This is a genomic window from Mesoflavibacter zeaxanthinifaciens subsp. sabulilitoris (assembly GCF_014191595.1).
Classification (GTDB): domain Bacteria; phylum Bacteroidota; class Bacteroidia; order Flavobacteriales; family Flavobacteriaceae; genus Mesoflavibacter; species Mesoflavibacter zeaxanthinifaciens.
The window spans coordinates 24931-42292 of record NZ_JACHWV010000009.1 but is presented as its reverse complement, the minus strand read 5'-3'; the positions used below and the strand labels follow the sequence as shown (position 1 = coordinate 42292).

Annotated in this window: 21 protein-coding genes; 11 read left to right on the top strand and 10 right to left on the bottom strand. The window is 31.2% G+C overall.

Annotated features, from left to right (window positions below):
• Positions 1–7: 7 nt before the first annotated feature.
• A complete protein-coding gene (lepB, locus tag FHS04_RS13350; protein WP_106676073.1) occupies positions 8–1699 on the top strand; it encodes a signal peptidase I in 1692 nt (563 codons plus the stop codon).
• Between the two features lie 2 nt (positions 1700–1701).
• Here the strand turns inward: lepB and FHS04_RS13345 are convergent, their stop codons facing one another.
• Positions 1702–1875, bottom strand: a complete 174-nt coding sequence (locus tag FHS04_RS13345) for a hypothetical protein (protein WP_155912652.1) — start codon at positions 1873–1875, stop codon at positions 1702–1704.
• 29 nt (positions 1876–1904) lie between these two features.
• Between FHS04_RS13345 and FHS04_RS13340 the strand changes: the two genes are divergently transcribed.
• A complete protein-coding gene (locus FHS04_RS13340) occupies positions 1905–2531 on the top strand; it encodes a WbqC family protein (RefSeq protein ID WP_106676071.1) in 627 nt (208 codons plus the stop codon).
• On the top strand, positions 2524–2829 hold the full coding sequence (locus FHS04_RS13335) for a DUF6122 family protein (protein ID WP_106676069.1): 306 nt from the start codon (positions 2524–2526) through the stop codon (positions 2827–2829). Before FHS04_RS13340 ends, FHS04_RS13335 begins: the two co-directional genes overlap by 8 nt.
• Here FHS04_RS13335 and FHS04_RS13330 read toward each other — a convergent pair.
• The 8 genes from FHS04_RS13330 to FHS04_RS13295 form a co-directional block, all read right to left on the bottom strand.
• On the bottom strand, positions 2826–3800 hold the full coding sequence (locus FHS04_RS13330) for an endonuclease/exonuclease/phosphatase family protein (RefSeq protein ID WP_317044600.1): 975 nt from the start codon (positions 3798–3800) through the stop codon (positions 2826–2828). The genes FHS04_RS13335 and FHS04_RS13330 overlap by 4 nt on opposite strands.
• 78 nt (positions 3801–3878) lie before the next feature.
• The gene (locus tag FHS04_RS13325) at positions 3879–4736 is read right to left on the bottom strand and encodes a rhomboid family intramembrane serine protease (protein ID WP_106676064.1); all 858 of its coding nucleotides are present in this window, start codon (positions 4734–4736) and stop codon (positions 3879–3881) included.
• Positions 4737–5489: a rhomboid family intramembrane serine protease gene (locus tag FHS04_RS13320; protein WP_106676061.1), complete on the bottom strand. Its 753-nt coding sequence runs from the start codon at positions 5487–5489 to the stop codon at positions 4737–4739.
• 3 nt (positions 5490–5492) lie between these two features.
• The gene (mutL, locus tag FHS04_RS13315; RefSeq protein WP_106676059.1) at positions 5493–7364 is read right to left on the bottom strand and encodes a DNA mismatch repair endonuclease MutL; all 1872 of its coding nucleotides are present in this window, start codon (positions 7362–7364) and stop codon (positions 5493–5495) included.
• Positions 7365–7367: 3 nt separating this feature from the next.
• A complete protein-coding gene (locus FHS04_RS13310; protein ID WP_027880671.1) occupies positions 7368–7649 on the bottom strand; it encodes a hypothetical protein in 282 nt (93 codons plus the stop codon).
• A 2-nt stretch (positions 7650–7651) separates the two neighbouring features.
• Entirely contained in the window at positions 7652–7870 is a 219-nt protein-coding gene (locus FHS04_RS13305; protein WP_106676056.1) for a hypothetical protein, read from the bottom strand.
• A gap of 212 nt (positions 7871–8082) precedes the next feature.
• On the bottom strand, positions 8083–8562 hold the full coding sequence (gene ribH / locus FHS04_RS13300; protein ID WP_106676054.1) for a 6,7-dimethyl-8-ribityllumazine synthase: 480 nt from the start codon (positions 8560–8562) through the stop codon (positions 8083–8085).
• A 6-nt stretch (positions 8563–8568) separates the two neighbouring features.
• Positions 8569–9339, bottom strand: coding sequence for a tetratricopeptide repeat protein (locus FHS04_RS13295; protein WP_027880674.1), 771 nt, complete (start codon positions 9337–9339; stop codon positions 8569–8571).
• A 133-nt stretch (positions 9340–9472) separates the two neighbouring features.
• On the opposite strand from FHS04_RS13295, the gene recF reads away from it, so the two are divergent.
• From recF to FHS04_RS13275, 4 genes are all read left to right on the top strand, one after another.
• Positions 9473–10552, top strand: coding sequence for a DNA replication/repair protein RecF (recF, locus tag FHS04_RS13290; protein ID WP_106676051.1), 1080 nt, complete (start codon positions 9473–9475; stop codon positions 10550–10552).
• A 9-nt stretch (positions 10553–10561) separates the two neighbouring features.
• The gene (locus FHS04_RS13285; RefSeq protein ID WP_106676048.1) at positions 10562–10975 is read left to right on the top strand and encodes a lipocalin-like domain-containing protein; all 414 of its coding nucleotides are present in this window, start codon (positions 10562–10564) and stop codon (positions 10973–10975) included.
• Positions 10975–11271, top strand: coding sequence for a DUF721 domain-containing protein (locus FHS04_RS13280; RefSeq protein WP_027880677.1), 297 nt, complete (start codon positions 10975–10977; stop codon positions 11269–11271). Before FHS04_RS13285 ends, FHS04_RS13280 begins: the two co-directional genes overlap by 1 nt.
• 112 nt (positions 11272–11383) lie before the next feature.
• Positions 11384–11575, top strand: coding sequence for a cold-shock protein (locus FHS04_RS13275; protein ID WP_027880678.1), 192 nt, complete (start codon positions 11384–11386; stop codon positions 11573–11575).
• 80 nt (positions 11576–11655) lie between these two features.
• Here FHS04_RS13275 and FHS04_RS13270 read toward each other — a convergent pair whose 3' ends face one another.
• Entirely contained in the window at positions 11656–12075 is a 420-nt protein-coding gene (locus tag FHS04_RS13270) for a nucleoside-diphosphate kinase (RefSeq protein ID WP_027880679.1), read from the bottom strand.
• A gap of 131 nt (positions 12076–12206) precedes the next feature.
• Between FHS04_RS13270 and FHS04_RS13265 the strand changes: the two genes are divergently transcribed.
• The 4 genes from FHS04_RS13265 (at position 12207) to FHS04_RS13250 (ending at position 17180) form a co-directional block, all read left to right on the top strand.
• On the top strand, positions 12207–13226 hold the full coding sequence (locus FHS04_RS13265) for a DHH family phosphoesterase (protein ID WP_106676045.1): 1020 nt from the start codon (positions 12207–12209) through the stop codon (positions 13224–13226).
• On the top strand, positions 13216–13764 hold the full coding sequence (gldI, locus tag FHS04_RS13260) for a gliding motility-associated peptidyl-prolyl isomerase GldI (protein WP_106676043.1): 549 nt from the start codon (positions 13216–13218) through the stop codon (positions 13762–13764). The genes FHS04_RS13265 and gldI overlap by 11 nt, the downstream gene beginning before the upstream one ends.
• A 32-nt stretch (positions 13765–13796) precedes the next feature.
• Complete coding sequence (locus tag FHS04_RS13255) at positions 13797–14981, top strand: peptidylprolyl isomerase (RefSeq protein ID WP_181256088.1); 1185 nt, start codon at positions 13797–13799, stop codon at positions 14979–14981.
• Between the two features lie 171 nt (positions 14982–15152).
• Positions 15153–17180 (top strand): IPT/TIG domain-containing protein, encoded by a 2028-nt coding sequence (locus FHS04_RS13250; RefSeq protein WP_106676038.1) that lies wholly within the window; start codon positions 15153–15155, stop codon positions 17178–17180.
• Positions 17181–17362: the final 182 nt, after the last annotated feature.

The window sequence follows — 17362 nt, the reverse complement described above, 5'->3', positions numbered from 1 at the left end:
TTTTATTATGAGTGGAAATCAGTGGATTATATTTTTCTTTATCATTCAACTTTTACACGGTTTAGCTACTTGGAAGTTATATATAAAAGCAGGAAGAAAAGCATGGGAAGCATTTGTACCTGTTTACAATGCTGTTATCTTAATGAAGATTATAAACAGACCTTGGTGGTGGACAATCCTTTTATTTTTACCAATAGTAAATCTTATTCTGTTTCCGGTAGTTTGGGTAGAAACAGCAAGAAGTTTTAACAAAAACAGCACTCAAGATACTTTTTTAGCTATTGTTTTATTAGGATTTTATAACTTCTATTTAAGTTATGGGGCAAAAGATTTAAAATACAGAGAAAATAGAAGCTTACATCCTTTAACCGAGCTTGGTGATTGGGTAAGTTCTATTTTATTTGCAGTTGTTGCTGCTACAATTGTTCACACTTATTTTATTCAACCTTTTGTAATTCCAACTTCTTCTTTAGAAAAAACTTTATTGGTTGGTGATTTCTTATTTGTTAGTAAAGTAAATTACGGTGCACGTACACCACAAACTACAGTTGCTGTACCAATGATACACGATGCTGTTCCAGGAACTACGGTTCCATCGTATATCAAAAAACCACAATTACCATATTTTAGGTTACCAGCTTTAGAAGAGATAGAACGTAACGATATTGTTGTTTTTAATTGGCCTGTAGATACGTTGGTAGATATTAATAATCCTTACGGAGAAGTGAGATACAAACCTGTAGACAAAAAGACCAATTATGTAAAACGTTGTGTGGGATTACCTGGTGACTCTTTATCTATCAAAGAAGGTTATGTGTACATTAACGGAAAGAAAAACGAATTACCCGACAGAGCTAAACTTCAGTTTTTTTATACAGTAATATTAAAGAATAACGTCTCTCAAGAATTTTTAGACCAGTACGGAATTACGGAGTACACAAGAGTATTTCAACTTAAAAAATCAATTTTTGAGAATGAAAAAATTCAACAATACATCAAAGCAAACGGTATTAATTTAACCGTTGTTTCGGATGATGGCGATATGGTTGCTTTTAAAGGCAATGTGTCTCAAGACATGTATGATAAATTAAAAATTAATTTTTCTGATAAAGCATTAAACATTAATCTTACAGAAGAATTAGCTACAAAAATTAAGAGTAATCCTAATGTAGTTTCGCTTAAAAAAGATTTATCAACACAACCGGAAAATGATATTTTCCCTCGTACGCCAGAATATAGTTGGAATAAAGATGAATTTGGTCCAATATATATTCCACAAGCAGGAAAGACAGTCGACTTAAATTTAGAGGTTTTACCGCTTTACAAGCGCATAATTACTGCTTATGAAGGGAATACTGTAGATGTAAAAGGTAATCAAATTTTAATTAATGGTGAAGTTGCAAATACCTATACTTTCAAACAAGATTATTATTGGATGATGGGTGACAACAGACATAATAGTCAGGATGCAAGAATGTGGGGATATGTGCCATTTGACCACGTGGTTGGAAAACCTGTTTTTGTTTGGATGAGTTGGGATAGTAACGGTAAAGGATTAGACAAAATACGTTGGAGTAGATTATTTACTACCGTTGGTGGCGAAGGTAAACCAACATCGTATTTTATTCCATTTTTAGTGGTATTAGCTGGTATTTTTGCTTTTAATAAATTTAGAAAACGTAAGAAGAAAACAGCTTAAGTTTAGTTCATACTTTTTTGTTCATCAAACCTTTTTTCTATTTGCTCAACAGGGTCTTTTTTTGACCTAAAACCACGATTCATACCAGATCCTATATAGTCTTTTAACGGTTTATCAACGTTTGGCAATATTAAATTTCTAAACCAATTGTTTATTGTTTTTAAAAAATAAATCATAATTTAAAAGTAAAAAAACGCATTAACAAATGAAAGCACTTCTTCATCCAACATATTTTCCTAGCATTGCACAATGTGTAGCTATTGCTAAAGCTGAAGATTTGGTGTTTGAAAAACATGATAATTTCCAGAAGCAAACCTACCGTAACCGCACATATATTTATGGCGCAAATGGCAAATTACAATTAAGTATTCCTATAATTCACAGTCATAAAAACAGACAATTATACAAGGATGTAAAAATTAGTAATACCGAAAAATGGCAACAAATACACTGGAAAAGTCTTGAAGCTGCTTATCGCACGTCGCCTTTTTTTGAATATTATGAAGATGAATTTATTTCACTTTTCGAGAAAAGACATGAGTTTATTTATGATTTTAATTTAAAATGTTTTGAAATTGTAAGTGATTGTCTTCAGTTAGATATGGATATTACTTATACTGAAAGTTATCAAACAAAACATGACGATTTAACAGATTTTAGATCGCTTGTTAACGCCAGAAAAGAGCCTAATTTCAACTTTGAAAACTATAGACAAGTCTTTTTTGATAAATGTGGATATATAGATAATTTAAGTATTATAGACTTATTGTTTAATGAAGGAACAAATGCGTTGACTTATTTAGAGAACCAAATACTACCTACGCATGTATAAACCAATTATACATTACGGTATTCACTTTATATTACCTCTAGCAGTTGCTCTATTTTTCTATAAAAGAAGTTGGAAAAAAGCTTATCTAATTATGATTTGTGGTATGTTAATAGATTTAGATCATTTACTAGCTACGCCTATTTTTGCACCTAACAGATGTAGCATTAACTTTCATCCACTTCACTCCTATTATGCTATTGCTATTTACATACTACTTCTAATCCCCAAAAAAACACGCTTAATTGGATTAGGCTTAGTTATACATATCTTGGCAGATAGTGTAGACTGTTTACTTTAGTTATCTTTTAAGCTTAATCTTGTCATTATAGGATAATGATCAGAATACTCTACATCAAAAGTCTTAAAACTATCTACTTCAAAACTTTGGTCTGCTAGAATAAAATCTATTCTTAAAGGGAAAAACTTAAAATCATAAGTACGCCCAAAACCATTACCTTGCTCTTTAAAAGTATCTTTTAAATCGCCTTTTACTTGATTGTATATATAAGAAAAAGCAGAGTTATTAAAATCTCCAGAAATAATCATTTTGTAAGGAGAATTGGATTTATGTTTTAAAAATAATTCGGCTTGAGTTTGTTGCTTTTTAAAAGTTTCACCTATACCATTAAAAATTTTTTCTCCTTCTTCTTGAGTTAAATTTTCTGCTTTAGTATTAAGTCGTAATGATTGAAAATGTACATTATAAACTCTAACTGTATCTTTATCTTTTACAATGTCTGCAAAAATGGCATTATTAGCAGTATTAGGAAAATTAATTGATCCAGAATTAATTATTGGATATTGAGAAAAAATAGCTTGACCATATTTTGTTTTTTTACCCTCTAATTTTTCAAATTTATATTTAAAAAAAGATAAATCTACAGATTGATGTGGATGAAACTCTTGTATACACAACACATCTGGTTGCTCTTTTTTCACAAAATTAGTCAGCTTAGTTTGGATGTCTTTTTCTGCTATCCAATCGTAAAGATTAAATAGGCGTACATTATAATTCATCACAGATAGACTACTTTCTATATTTTTTTCGGAGTTTGAAAACTTATAAAAGGAACCAAACAATAGATAACCAATAGCTATAACAAGTAAAGAAAGTATGAGTTGCTTTTTGACTTTAAACAACCAATACACAAAAAATAATACGTTTAACAAAATTAAAAAAGGAACACCTAAACTTAACACAGAAAGTGTAGCAAAAGTTTTTGGAGGTACATGAGGTAAAATATAAGATAGCAACAGTAGAAAAGCCACAATAGAATTGAGGAAAAAAACGATTTTTTCAAAAAATTTCAACTTTTTCATATCATATTTCCTCAGTTACTTTAGTTCTTATTTTCCAGCTCTAAAAAGAAAATCTTTCTCTTCTTTAGTCAGACTGTCGTAACCACTTTTACTTATTTTATCTAGAATAGTATCTATTTTTTTTTGTGTATTTAGCTCGTTAAATTCCTTTTTATCATAACCAGCTACTTTACTTTTTCTTTTATGAACGGTTTTTAAGTTTGATTTATTATTTGGCTTAAACCAACTAGCTATATTATCCATAAAACGACCAAAACCTGCACCTATATCATTGCCTTTTTCTAGTTGTTTTGCATAAACAAAACCTAGTAAAGCTCCTCCTAAATGTGCTAAACTTCCACCTGCGTTACTACCAAACAAACCTATAATATCAAAAGCTACAAATGCTACAGCTATCCACCATAATTTTAAATTGAAAGTAAAAAATCTTATATTTTTATCGGGTAAATAAGCGCTTATAAAAATTAATAATGCACTAACGCCACCAGAAGCACCAATTAGATAAGCATTTGCTGAAAAGAAACTGGAAAAAACATTATAACCAAATAAAAAGGCTAAACCACCTACAATTATTCCTAAAAAATAAATATTAAGCGCCATTTTAGGATTGAATAAATTCATAAATATTCTTCCTAAAAGGTATAACCAAAGCATATTAAAAATCATATGAAATAAACCAAAATGCACAAATCCATAAGTAAAGATTGTCCACGGTTTATATAATACATCATAAAAGTCGCTTTGTAGTCTTAACCATTTAAAAACACTAGGAACAATAGGATTTAAGATTAATGCAAGTAAAAAGATAATCACATTAATGACTATAACTTTTTCTAGCACATTAAGCCTAGCGTATTTATATTTTAACTGATCTATTTGACTCATTTATCTATCCCAACGATTTTGATTGAATTGATTTTTCTTCCAATACCACATAATAAAAAACCCGACTAAAGCACCACCAACATGAGCTAAATAAGCGGTATTACTTGGACTAAAAAATGATTGACCTGTAACAGCAGATATTACATCTAAGATAATTATCCCGGGAATAAAGTATTTAGCTTTTATAGGAATTGGTAAGAAAATCATCATTAGCTCTGCGTTTGGATTCATCATACCAAATGCTGCTAAAATTCCCATTATACAACCTGATGCGCCAACCATTGTACTGTTGTATGAGTTATACGCAGATTGTAATTCTGTAATCATTTCTTGAGGTACATTGTTGTATACTCTTCCTGTATTCATCATATCAAAAAACTGATCTGATGTCACTCCAGAAGCCATCAACTGCTCATAAGCAGGTAAATAATTAAAATATGCACCACCTAATTGGAACAATGCAGCTCCTAAACCTGCAGAAAAATAGATAAATAAAAATTTGTTTCTTCCTAAGCTATATTCTACGGGAGAACCAAACATCCATAACGCAAACATATTAAAAAAGATATGTCCAATACTACCGTGCATGAACATATGCGTTACGACTTGCCAAGGTTTAAAGCTATCACTTGCAGGAAAATGAAGCGCAAACCATTCATAAAAAGCTTCGCCGCCACCAACAGTAACCGTACCAATGAAAAAAATTACATTGATTATTATAAGGTGTTTTACGGTATCTGAAATTCTCATCATAACTTACATAAATTTCTTTTCAAGTTCATCAACAGTCATCGTAATAAACGTTGTTTTATTGGTCGGTGACACACTTGGTTCTTTACAAGCAAACAGTCTGTTTACTAAGTGTTCTTGCTCTGTATTTGTTAAGGTTTGTCCTGTTTTTATAGCTAAACTTTTAGCCATAGATTTTGCCAGTAAATCTGCTGCAGAAAAGTGACTATCTGGCACTTCATTTTCTACATCACTTATTAGCTGCTCTAAAATTATAGACACTTCGCTTTCTGGTACATTTACAGGTACGCCAGTAATCACTACAATTTCATCTTTAACATGTGTAAACACAAATCCTGTAGCTTCTAAATCTTCTTGTAATTGTTGAATTAATTTAATTTCTTGTTTAGAAAAATGTAATTCTAACGGAAATAATAATTGCTGACTTACACCTTCTTTTACAGTTATATTTTGAAGGTATTCTTCATACAATACACGTTGATGTGCCTTATGCTGGTCTATAACCAACATACCAGATTTTATGGTACTTATTATAAACTTATTATTAAGCTGATAGGTAGTTTGCTTCTGCTCTACTTCATTTTCGTTTTCAAAAATTGAAGCGGTTTCTGGTTCGCTTTCAAAAGTTACTTCGTTAAAATTTGAAGCCGATTGGTTGCCTTTAGATTCTAATCCAACATACAAACTTTCCCAACTTGTTCCTCTATCTTTTTTAAATGAAGGCGAAGTTGAAAATGAAGATGCAGATGAAGACAACTTGCTAGTAACAACTTCATCTTTAAAGGGATTAAAACTACTATCTACCTCAACCGAAGGTGCAGATTTTTGTTGATAATTATAAGGCGTATCTAAGTTGGCATCGCGTTCAAAATCTAAAACTGGTGCAATATTAAACTGTCCCAAACTATGCTTTACTGCAGATCTTAAGATGGCATATAATGTATGCTCATCGTCAAATTTAATCTCAGTTTTTGTTGGGTGAATATTAATATCTATGGTTTGCGGATTTACCGTTAAGTTTAAAAAATAACTTGGTTGCGCACCATCTTTAAGTAAACCTTCAAACGCTGAATTTATAGCATGATTTAAATAAGCGCTTTTAATAAAACGATTATTTACAAAGAAAAACTGCTCGTTACGACTTTTCTTGGCAAATTCTGGTTTACCAACAAATCCAGAAATGGTTAGTACCTCTGTAGCTTCTTCTACAGGTACTAATTTTTCGTTGGTTTTAGTCCCAAAAATATTAACTATACGCTGCCTATAATTGCTTTCTGGAAGATTAAATGTTTCGCTTCCGTTATGAAACATAGAAAATGTTATGCTTGGATGCGCTAATGCCACACGATGAAACTCGTCTATAACATGACGTAATTCGACCGCATTAGACTTTAAAAAATTTCGTCGTGCAGGAATATTAAAAAACAAGTTTTTTACAGCTAACGATGTTCCTTTTGGTGTTACGACTACATCTTGACTTTTAACTTCGCTACCTTCAATTTCTATACAAGTACCAAGCTCGTCATCTTCCTGTTTTGTCTTTAGCTCAACATGCGCAATTGCAGCGATACTTGCTAAAGCTTCACCACGAAATCCTTTAGTATTTAATTGAAATAAGTCTTCTGCATTTCGGATTTTTGATGTAGCATGACGCTCAAAACTCAATCTAGCGTCGGTTGCACTCATGCCTTTTCCGTTATCGATAACTTGTATTAATGTTTTACCAGCATCTTTTACGATTAATTTTATTGTTGTTGCTCCAGCATCAATTGCGTTTTCTAACAATTCTTTTACGACAGATGCAGGACGTTGTACTACTTCTCCTGCAGCAATTTGATTAGCAACATGATCTGGTAATAATTGAATTATATCTGCCATATTTTAATTTGGGAAGAAAATGGATAGGTCAAAACCAATAATTAATAAAAATAAAAACACTAAGACTGCAACAATTATCAAAATGCGTCTATTTGCAGCTTGATCTGGGTTATGTTTTAACTCGTCTATTGCGTTATTAAATTTTTGTTTTATGTTTTTGTTATCACCTACCGTTGTTCTAAAATCGTCAAATTTGTGTTTTATTTCATATGGGCTTCCTTCACCTTTATAATATCTTGGTGTGTAACTAAACTTTTTATTTTTTCGTCTTGTTAGAAGTCCCATAATTATTTAATTTTTGTATCTAAGTAATACATTAAGATAGCAATAAATACTAAAAGCCCTATTAAAAGGAACAAGGTATTACTCTTTTTTCTTCCAGAAATAGAAGGTCTTGCCTCGCTCCAACTAGATTTCAAACTTTCTTTTAATTGCGAAGCAGAATCGTTGTCTTTATTAAAACGAGATTTGTAAGTAAATGTTTTATTTTTTCTTTGACCAAACAATGCTAAATGGTATTACTAGTAAGTTCAAATTTACTGAAAATACTAGAGATTGCTGGTTAGAGAATGCTAAAAATTGTTAACAAAAGGGAATAGTTAGCAATTAGCAATTAGCAATTAGCAATTAGCAATTAGCAATTAGCAAAATTAAACAAACTATCATTGACTACACACTAAATACTGAAAACCCGATAATCAATACTCTATACCGAAATCTAAGCGTTCTCCCTTAATTGTGCCATTTTTAAGGCAGCTACAGCAGCTTCTACACCTTTATTACCATGTTTACCGCCAGAACGGTCAATTGCTTGTTGCAAAGTATTATCTGTAAGCACACAGAAAATTACGGGTGTTTCGTGCTGTACATTTAGATCTTTAATCCCTTGTGATACAGCATCACATACAAAATCAAAATGCTTTGTCTCGCCTTGTATTACGCTACCAATTGCTATTACAACATCTACAAGTTGTTCTTGCATTTTTTTACTTCCGTAAATTAGCTCATAGCTACCTGGCACATGCCAAACTACAATGTTGTCTGGTGTAACACCATGTTCTAAAAGTGTGTCTTTTGCTCCTTTTAAGAGACCTTCGGTTATATTGTCGTTCCATTCTGAAACAACAATCCCAAACCGAAATTGCTTTCCGTTTGGGATTGATGCTTTATCGTAAGCTGATAAATCTGTTGTTGCCATATTTTTTTATTTTGACATCGCTTGTGCTTTTCCTATAAATACTTCTGAGTTTTTAGCTTCAGGAGCATCTGGATAGTTATCTTTAATTTTGTTAAATAAGTCTAATGCTTTAGAAGTATTACCCATATTTAAAGCTGTTACACCTGCTTTATATAAAAACGTTGGTGTAGTAAATTCGTTTTGACGTAAGTTAGCTGCTTTTAAATAATAGTCTAAAGCCTGCTCTTCTTGGTTTAATTGCATAAACGCATCACCTATTGCTCCTTTAGCCATTGGCGCTAAAGCTTCGTCTTCACTTTTAAAATCGTCTAAGTAAGCAATTGCTTTTTCGTAGTCTTTTAAATTTAAATATGCCATACCTGCATAGTAGTTTGCTAAGTTACCAGCATCTGTACCACTGTATTGATCTACGATATCTGTTAATCCTAACTTACCTTCTCCTCCACTTAAAGCTAAATTGTATAAAGAGTCTTTATTTGCTGTAGCTGTTACAGCATCATTAAAATACTTTTTTGCCTGGTACATCTCATTCATAGCAGTTGCTTGTTTTGGTTTTGCTACAAATTGTTGGTAACCTAAGTACCCTAAAACTAAAGCAGCTATAACACCAATTACTATAAAGATGTTTTTTTGATTTTTTTCTACAAACTCTTCTGCTTTGTTTGCAGACTCGTCTAAAGTATTAAATACTTCTGCTGTTGTAGATTCTTCTTCTACTTCTATTTCTTTTTCAACTTTCGTCTTAGGTTTGTATCCTCTTTTCTTATACGTTGCCATACTTCGTTTTATTAATGCGCACAAAAATATAATTTTTCTTCATAAATAAAAGCCTATTTATTTGATATTTTTCAATAATTTGCACTTCTTATTGTGGTAACACTATTTAGCACACTTTTTTTATATTATATCCATGATTTTAAAATCACTTTCGCTTTTAAATTATAAGAATTTTGACACCAAGACTTTTGAGTTTGATGCTACTATTAATTGCCTAGTCGGTAATAATGGCGTAGGAAAAACTAATGTTTTAGATGCTATCTACCATCTTTCTTTTGGTAAAAGTTATTTTAATCCGGTCTCTTCACAGAATATTAGACATGATGAAGATTTTTTTGTTATTAATGGCGAATATGATAAAGACAATAAAACCGAAAACATTGTTGTTAGCTTAAAAAAAGGACAAAAAAAAGTTATAAAGCGTAACACAAAAGCTTATGATAAATTTAGTGATCATATTGGCTTTTTACCTCTTGTAATTATTTCGCCAGCAGATAGAGATTTAATTATTGAGGGCAGCGATACCAGAAGAAAATTTATTGACAGTGTAATTAGTCAAAATGATAAAAACTACTTAAGTCATTTAATAAACTACAATAAAGTATTGGCGCAACGTAATTCGTTATTAAAATATTTTGCTGCTAACCATACGTACAACCAAGACACTATTGATGTGTATAACGAACAGTTAAACACTTATGGCACAGAAATTTTTGAAAAACGTAAAGCATTTTTAAAATTTTTTGTTCCTATTTTTAAAGAACGTTATAAAGCCATTAGTGATAATAACGAAGCTATAGATTTAGATTACAAAAGCCATCTTTTTGATGATGATTTAAATACACTTTTACGCCAAAACATAAATAAAGATAAAGCTTTACAATACACAAGTGTTGGTGTACACAAAGACGATTTAATATTTAATATTGATGATCATCCTATAAAAAAGTTTGGTAGTCAAGGACAGCAAAAATCTTTTTTAATTGCATTAAAACTTGCACAATTTGATAGTATAAAAGCCGAAAGTGGTAGTAATCCAATATTACTTTTAGATGATATTTTTGATAAGTTAGACGAAACTAGAGTTGCTCAAATTATTAAGCTAGTTGATGACGAAAATTTTGGTCAGATTTTTATAAGTGATACACATGCAGATCGTACAGAAAATGTAGTAAAACAAGTACATCAAAGCTATAAAATATTTAAACTATAATTTTTAAAAATGAAAAAATTAATCTTTATATTCATTTTAGCAATCTTTAGTTGCTCTAAAGACAAAACACAATTCACTAATAATTTAGAAGGTTATTGGGAAATAAAAGAAGTAAAACTAAATAGTGGAGTAGAAAAACAATATACTGTTAACGAAACTATTGATTATATAGAAATCACATCAGACTCTTCTGGATTTAGAAAAAAAATGAAACCTGAGTTTGATGGTACTTTTAAAACTTCAAAAAACTCAGAAACTTTCACTTTCAAAATAGAAAACGACAGTTTTAACTTACATTACAAGACACCATACCATAACTGGAAAGAAACTATTTTAGATATTTCTAAAGATGAAATGAAAGTAATAAACCAAAGCAAAGACGTATATTTATATAAACGTTACACACCAATAAACATTCAATAATGGCCAAACGAAATAACGATATATTAAATCTACAAGATGTCCTAAAAGAATTTGTTACAGAAAATAAACTAGAAACTGGTTTAGACAAAGTACAAGTTAGAGAAGCCTGGATAAAACTTATGGGTAATGGTATTAACAACTACACTACAAATATTCAATTAAAAAGAGACACACTATATATACAATTAAGCTCTAGTGCCTTAAGAGAAGAACTAAGCTACGGAAAAGAAAAAATCATAAATCTAATTAATGAAGAGCTAGGTAAAAATATAGTTAATAAAATAGTACTCAGATAATTGAAAAATTTTTATCGTTTTTTTTATTTTTTTGAAAAATTTTAAAAATAACGTTGAGTTAATATTATAAACTCTATCTTTGGCACATTATTAACAAATTTTTTTTATTACAATGGCTCAAGGCACAGTAAAATTTTTCAATGATTCTAAAGGTTATGGTTTTATAACTGAAGAAGGATCTAACAAAGACCATTTCGTTCACATCTCAGGTCTAATTGACGAAGTTAGAGAAGGAGATGAAGTAGAGTTTGATCTACAAGAAGGACGTAAAGGTATGAACGCAGTAAATGTAAAAGTAGTATAATATATATTTTCTATTTAAACGATTACAAAAAAAGCCTTTCTAAATTAGAAAGGCTTTTTTAGTTATATATGTTTTATTATTTAAAACATTTCTCTTCCAGAAAAATGAAAAGCACCTTCAATAGCTGCGTTCTCATCACTATCACTACCATGTACTGCATTTTCTCCTATAGATTCTGCGTACATTTTTCTAATAGTTCCTTCTGCAGCTTCTGCTGGATTAGTAGCACCTATTAAAGTTCTAAAGTCTTCTACTGCGTTATCTTTTTCTAAAATAGCAGCTACAATAGGACCACGTGTCATATACTCTACTAACTCTCCAAAGAAAGGTCTTTCTTTGTGTATAGCATAAAACGCTTCTGCATCTTGCTTAGTCATGTGTGTTAATTTCATTGCTACGATTCTAAATCCTGAAGCATTAATTTTTTCTAAAATTGCGCCAATGTGTCCTTTTTCTACAGCATCTGGCTTAAGCATTGTAAATGTTCTATTAGTTGCCATTTTATTGTTTTAGTTTAATTTCAACTTATTATAACACAGCTATATTTAGCTTGTTAATTTTGTGCAAAAGTAAGGCATTTATTAAGAAAAACAACAAATTCAATTATTAAAAAATTGTATATTCGTACGCTATGACAAAACATGAAATTTCAGATATTAAATCGCTATTAGCTTCACCTAAAAAAATAGTAATTGTTACTCATAAAAACCCTGACGGAGACGCTATTGGGTCTAGCTTAGCCTTATTTCATTATTTAACAAAAATCAATCATTCTGTAACAGTTATTACACCTAATGATTATCCTGATTTTTTAAAATGGGTTCCTGGTCAGGATTTAATTTTAAAGTTTGACTCACAAAACAGTCAATCTTTAGAAGCGTTAAACAATGCAGATATTGTTTTCACTCTAGACTTCAATGCCTTTCATAGAGCTGGAGATATGGAAAATACGCTTGCAGAAAATAAGTCGTTAAAAATTATGATAGATCATCATCAACAACCAGATCCGTACGCAAAGTATACATATAGTGATGTAAGTATGAGTTCTACCTGCGAGATGATTTATAATTTTATTGAAATGTTAGGAGATTTAGACCATTTAGATAGCAATATGGCAACCGCTATTTATTTAGGAATAATGACAGATACTGGTTCTTTTAGGTTTAATTCTACTACAAGCAGGACACATCGTGTTATAGCAGATTTAATTGATAAAGGTGCTCAAAATACTTTTATTCATAATCAAGTATACGATACTAATAGTTACAACCGTTTGCAACTTTTAGGCTGTGCTTTAAGCAACCTAAAAGTATTGCCAGAATATAGAGCAGCATACATCACTTTAACTCTTAAAGAGCTTCAAAAATTTGATTATAAAAAAGGCGATACAGAAGGATTTGTAAATTACGCTTTATCACTTAACAATATTGTTTTAGCTGCTATTTTTATAGAAGACGCACAACAAAATATCGTAAAGATTTCTTTACGCTCTAAAGGAGATTTCTCTGTAAATTTAATGTCTAGATCTCATTTTGAAGGTGGCGGACATACTAATGCTGCAGGCGGAAAAAGTGATTTACCAATTAAAGAAACTGTTGAAAAATTTATTAGTATATTACCACAATACAAATCGGCATTAAATGAAGCTTAATCTTTATATATTTATCTTTTTTGGACTGCTTATTACAGCTTGCAAAAGTCCTGAAGCGCGCAAACCAATTACTGTGTCTTCTGGAAGTTTTATAGACCAATCTGTTGCACGTAATAAAGCTTTAAACCAAAAAGAAATTGAAAAAATAGAAACCATAATAGCCAATCAACCTGATAAAGAATTTAAAAATTCAGGAAACGGTTTTTGGTACTATTACAATACAAAAGTTGAAAATGACAGTTTACAAACACCAGGTTTTGGTGATATAATTAACTTCAATTACAATGTAAAAACCTTAGATAGCGATGTAATTTATACTAAAGAAGAAATAAAAACGCAAAATTACGCTATGGACCAAGAAGAAATTTTTACTGGTCTTCGCGAAGGTTTAAAACTTCTAAAAGAAGGAGAAACTGCTACATTTTTATTCCCTTCGCAAAAAGCATATGGTTATTATGGAGACGAACGCAAAATAGGTATTAACACACCAATTATGTGTCAAGTAACCGTAAATAAAATCACTAAAAATCAAGACTAAACCAAATAACAATGAACCTAATAAAAAAACAAATGAAATTTTTACTTATCGCTTTTATTGCCAGCTTTTCGGCAATGTCGTGTCAAGACAAATATCCTGATTTACCAGACGGACTTTACGCCGAGTTTAAGACCAACAAAGGTACTATGGTTGCAAAATTATTTTATGACAAAGTACCTGTTACAGTTGCTAACTTTGTAGGTCTTGCAGAAGGAACACATCCAAAATTAGCAGATTCTTTAAAAGGAAAACCATTTTATAACGGTATTACTTTTCATAGAGTTATGGACAAATTTATGATACAAGGTGGCGACCCAACAGGAACTGGTATGGGAAGCGCAGGTTTTAAATTTTATAGCGAGTTTGACACAAGCCTAAGTCACGATAAAGCAGGTATTTTATCTATGGCTAACTCTGGTGGATTAAACACAAATGGTAGCCAGTTTTTTATTACCGAAGTACCAAAAACCAACTTAGATGCATTTTATGCAGACGGAAGTTTTAAAAACTGTAACATGCCAAGAACAAGCTGTCATGCAGTGTTTGGAGAATTAGTAAAAGGAATAGAAGTACAAGACACCATATCTAATGTAAAAACAGTACAAACAAAACCTGTAGATCCTGTTATTATTGAAGAATTAAATATTATAAGAAAAGGTGCCGATGCAAAAGCATTTGACGCAGCAAAAGTATTTACCGAAAAAGAACCTTTATTACCTCAACGCTTAGAAGAGCAACAAGCTGCTATGCAAGAAAAAATTAAAGAGCAAGCAAAAATAGCTGGTAAAGCCTTTATCGAGAAAAATAAAGATATGGAAGGTGAAGTTATAGAGTCGCCTACTGGATTAGTGATGATTTTAAACAAAGCCAAAGATGGTGTAACACCAAAAAGCACCGATAATGTCTTAATACAAAGTACAGGTTACTTTGAAAACGGAAACTTATTTTACACCACAGATACAGAAGTAGCAAAAGCTACAAATACCTATAACGAACAAGCAGATAAAGCTGGTGCATATGAGCCTTTCCCTATGATTTATAACGAGTCTGCTACGCTTGTACCAGGTTTTAGAGAAGCTATGCTAAAAATGAACATTGGCGATAAAGCCCGTATTTTTGTACCAAGTTATTTAGGGTACGGACCAAACGGACGTGCGCCACGTATACCACCAAACGCTAATTTAGTATTTGATTTAGAAATTGTAGGTATTAAATAACATCACAAAAAAACATAAAATAGAAAACCACCTTTTCAGGTGGTTTTTTACAAATATACGTAGACCTACGTATAGATTTTCTTACACATTAACGTTAACTTTGTTTAACAATCGATAACGCGAGTTGGAAACTTGCTTTATCTTTATATTACCACACATAAAAACAAAACTATGAGTAAATACAAATATCTATTTACAACTATAGCCTTATTAAGCATCCTTATTTCCTGTAGTTCTGATGACGAAGAAAGTGAATCTCAAATTATGGAGCCAGAAGTATTAACTATTAACGCGACGGTAGGTGCTAGTGGAGGCGTGAACCTTTCAGGTAGTTATGAATCTAATGGAAACACTATTTCAGAAATAGGATTTGAATACTCATTAGACAGCCTGTTCAACAATAGAATTGTACTGAATTCAGAATTAGACTCAAGCAATGAAATAGAATATTTTCTTGCTAATGGAACTGAAGAAAATATAGAGTATTTTTACAAAGCGTTTGCAAAATCCTCTGGGGTATCGTTTTATGGGGATACTAAGAGTTTTATATCAGACGGTAGCGTTGCACCCGAAATAAACTCTATTTCTGATGAGTTTGGAGTTATAGCCGACACATTAGAAATATATGGTAGGTATTTCAAAGATGATAATCATCAAACTTTTATAGACTTCTCTGGAATAAGTAGTGAGATAATTTCTTTAAATGATTCAATAATTAAGTGCAAAATTCCTACAAACATAGAAAATATAGAAAATAATATTCGAGTCAAAATAGATAATAGAGAAGATAGTTATTCATCATTCACATTACTTGAACCTCAAATTGAGTCTATTAGCCCATTAAATGCAACATTTAGAGATGAATTGACTATTACTGGTGATAATTTTGATTTCGCAATATCTAGAAACAAAGTTTATTTTGGAAACATCGAAGCTACTGTTACTTTTGCTGATAGAAATACACTAAAAGTAATTGTCCCTGATGATTTAGAAAGTAGTTCTGAGCAAATCAAAGTTGTAGCCCAACTTCAAGAAGTTGTATTCAATGAAAACTTTCAGTTAATTCCACCTGAAATTAATTTTGTGGTACAAGATGTTTATGCAAATCAGGATATTACAATTCAAGGAGCCTATTTTCATCCTGTTTTAGAAAGAAATAACATTACCATAGAAGATATTGAAGTAGATCTGACAACTGGTAATACAGAAAGTCTTGAAACAAATATACCTTTGGGTCCTTTTCCAAGAAGAAAAGCCATAGTGAAAATTCAACTTTTAGATTTAATTGTAGAATATGAAATAGAACTTAATATACTTGATAAATGGGTTATGGTCTCTGATAATTTACCATTCAGATTCCACAGATCTGTCAATAATGCTATTGTTGCTCAAAATCAAGCTTTTGTAATTGCTCCTTCCCAAGATATAAATGATAACAACTACTACTTATGGAAATTTAATCCTGTAGATTTTAGCTGGGGACAGTCTACAATTCCATTTACAATGAAATCGAGCGCTGTTTCAGTTTCAAACGGAGATAAAATCTACGTATATAATGCAGAAATTAATAATGGCTTTTGGGAATATAACCCAATTACTGAACAATGGAATGAGTTAACTGCCTATATAGGTTCAAGAAGAGATTATCCAACACATTTTTCAATAAACGGAGAAATATATATTGGAATGGGTGCTGATTTTGAACCCTATACAAGCATAAAATATGGAGATTTTTATAAATATTCGCCCACTACAAACAGTTGGACACAAATTGCTGACTTTACTTATCAAAACTATTTTTTAAGAACCGAAACATCAACATTCACTATAAATGATATTGCTTATGTAGGTAATGGAGCTACAAATACAGGAATGTTTGACTATTGGTCTTACCATCCAAATACGGATGAATGGATAAAAATTGCAGATTTTAATGATTCTAGAAGATATACAGCTTCATTTGAACTTAACGGATATGGATATGTGACTGGTGGAACACCTACAGGAGGAAGTAATAGAAAGGATTGTTGGAAATATGACCCATCATTAGACAATTGGACTCAAATTGATGATATTGGACATATCCAAAGAGGAGGGCATTTTTCATTTTCCCTGAATGGAAGAGCATATATAGGTGGAGGCGGAATTTATGCTTCGGGAGGTTCTACTGGATATGATTTCTATGAGTTTATACCTTAGAAATAACACAGCCTAACACCGTGTATAATTAATTTCTTGGTTCTAGCCTACATACGAAAATCCTTGCGATCTTTCTATCTGTGTTTTATTTACTAACTTTAGTACCTTAACACGTAATGAAATCATACACCAGACCGTTAAACGAAACATAAAAAAGCCCAGCAAAACTGGGCTTTTTTTTT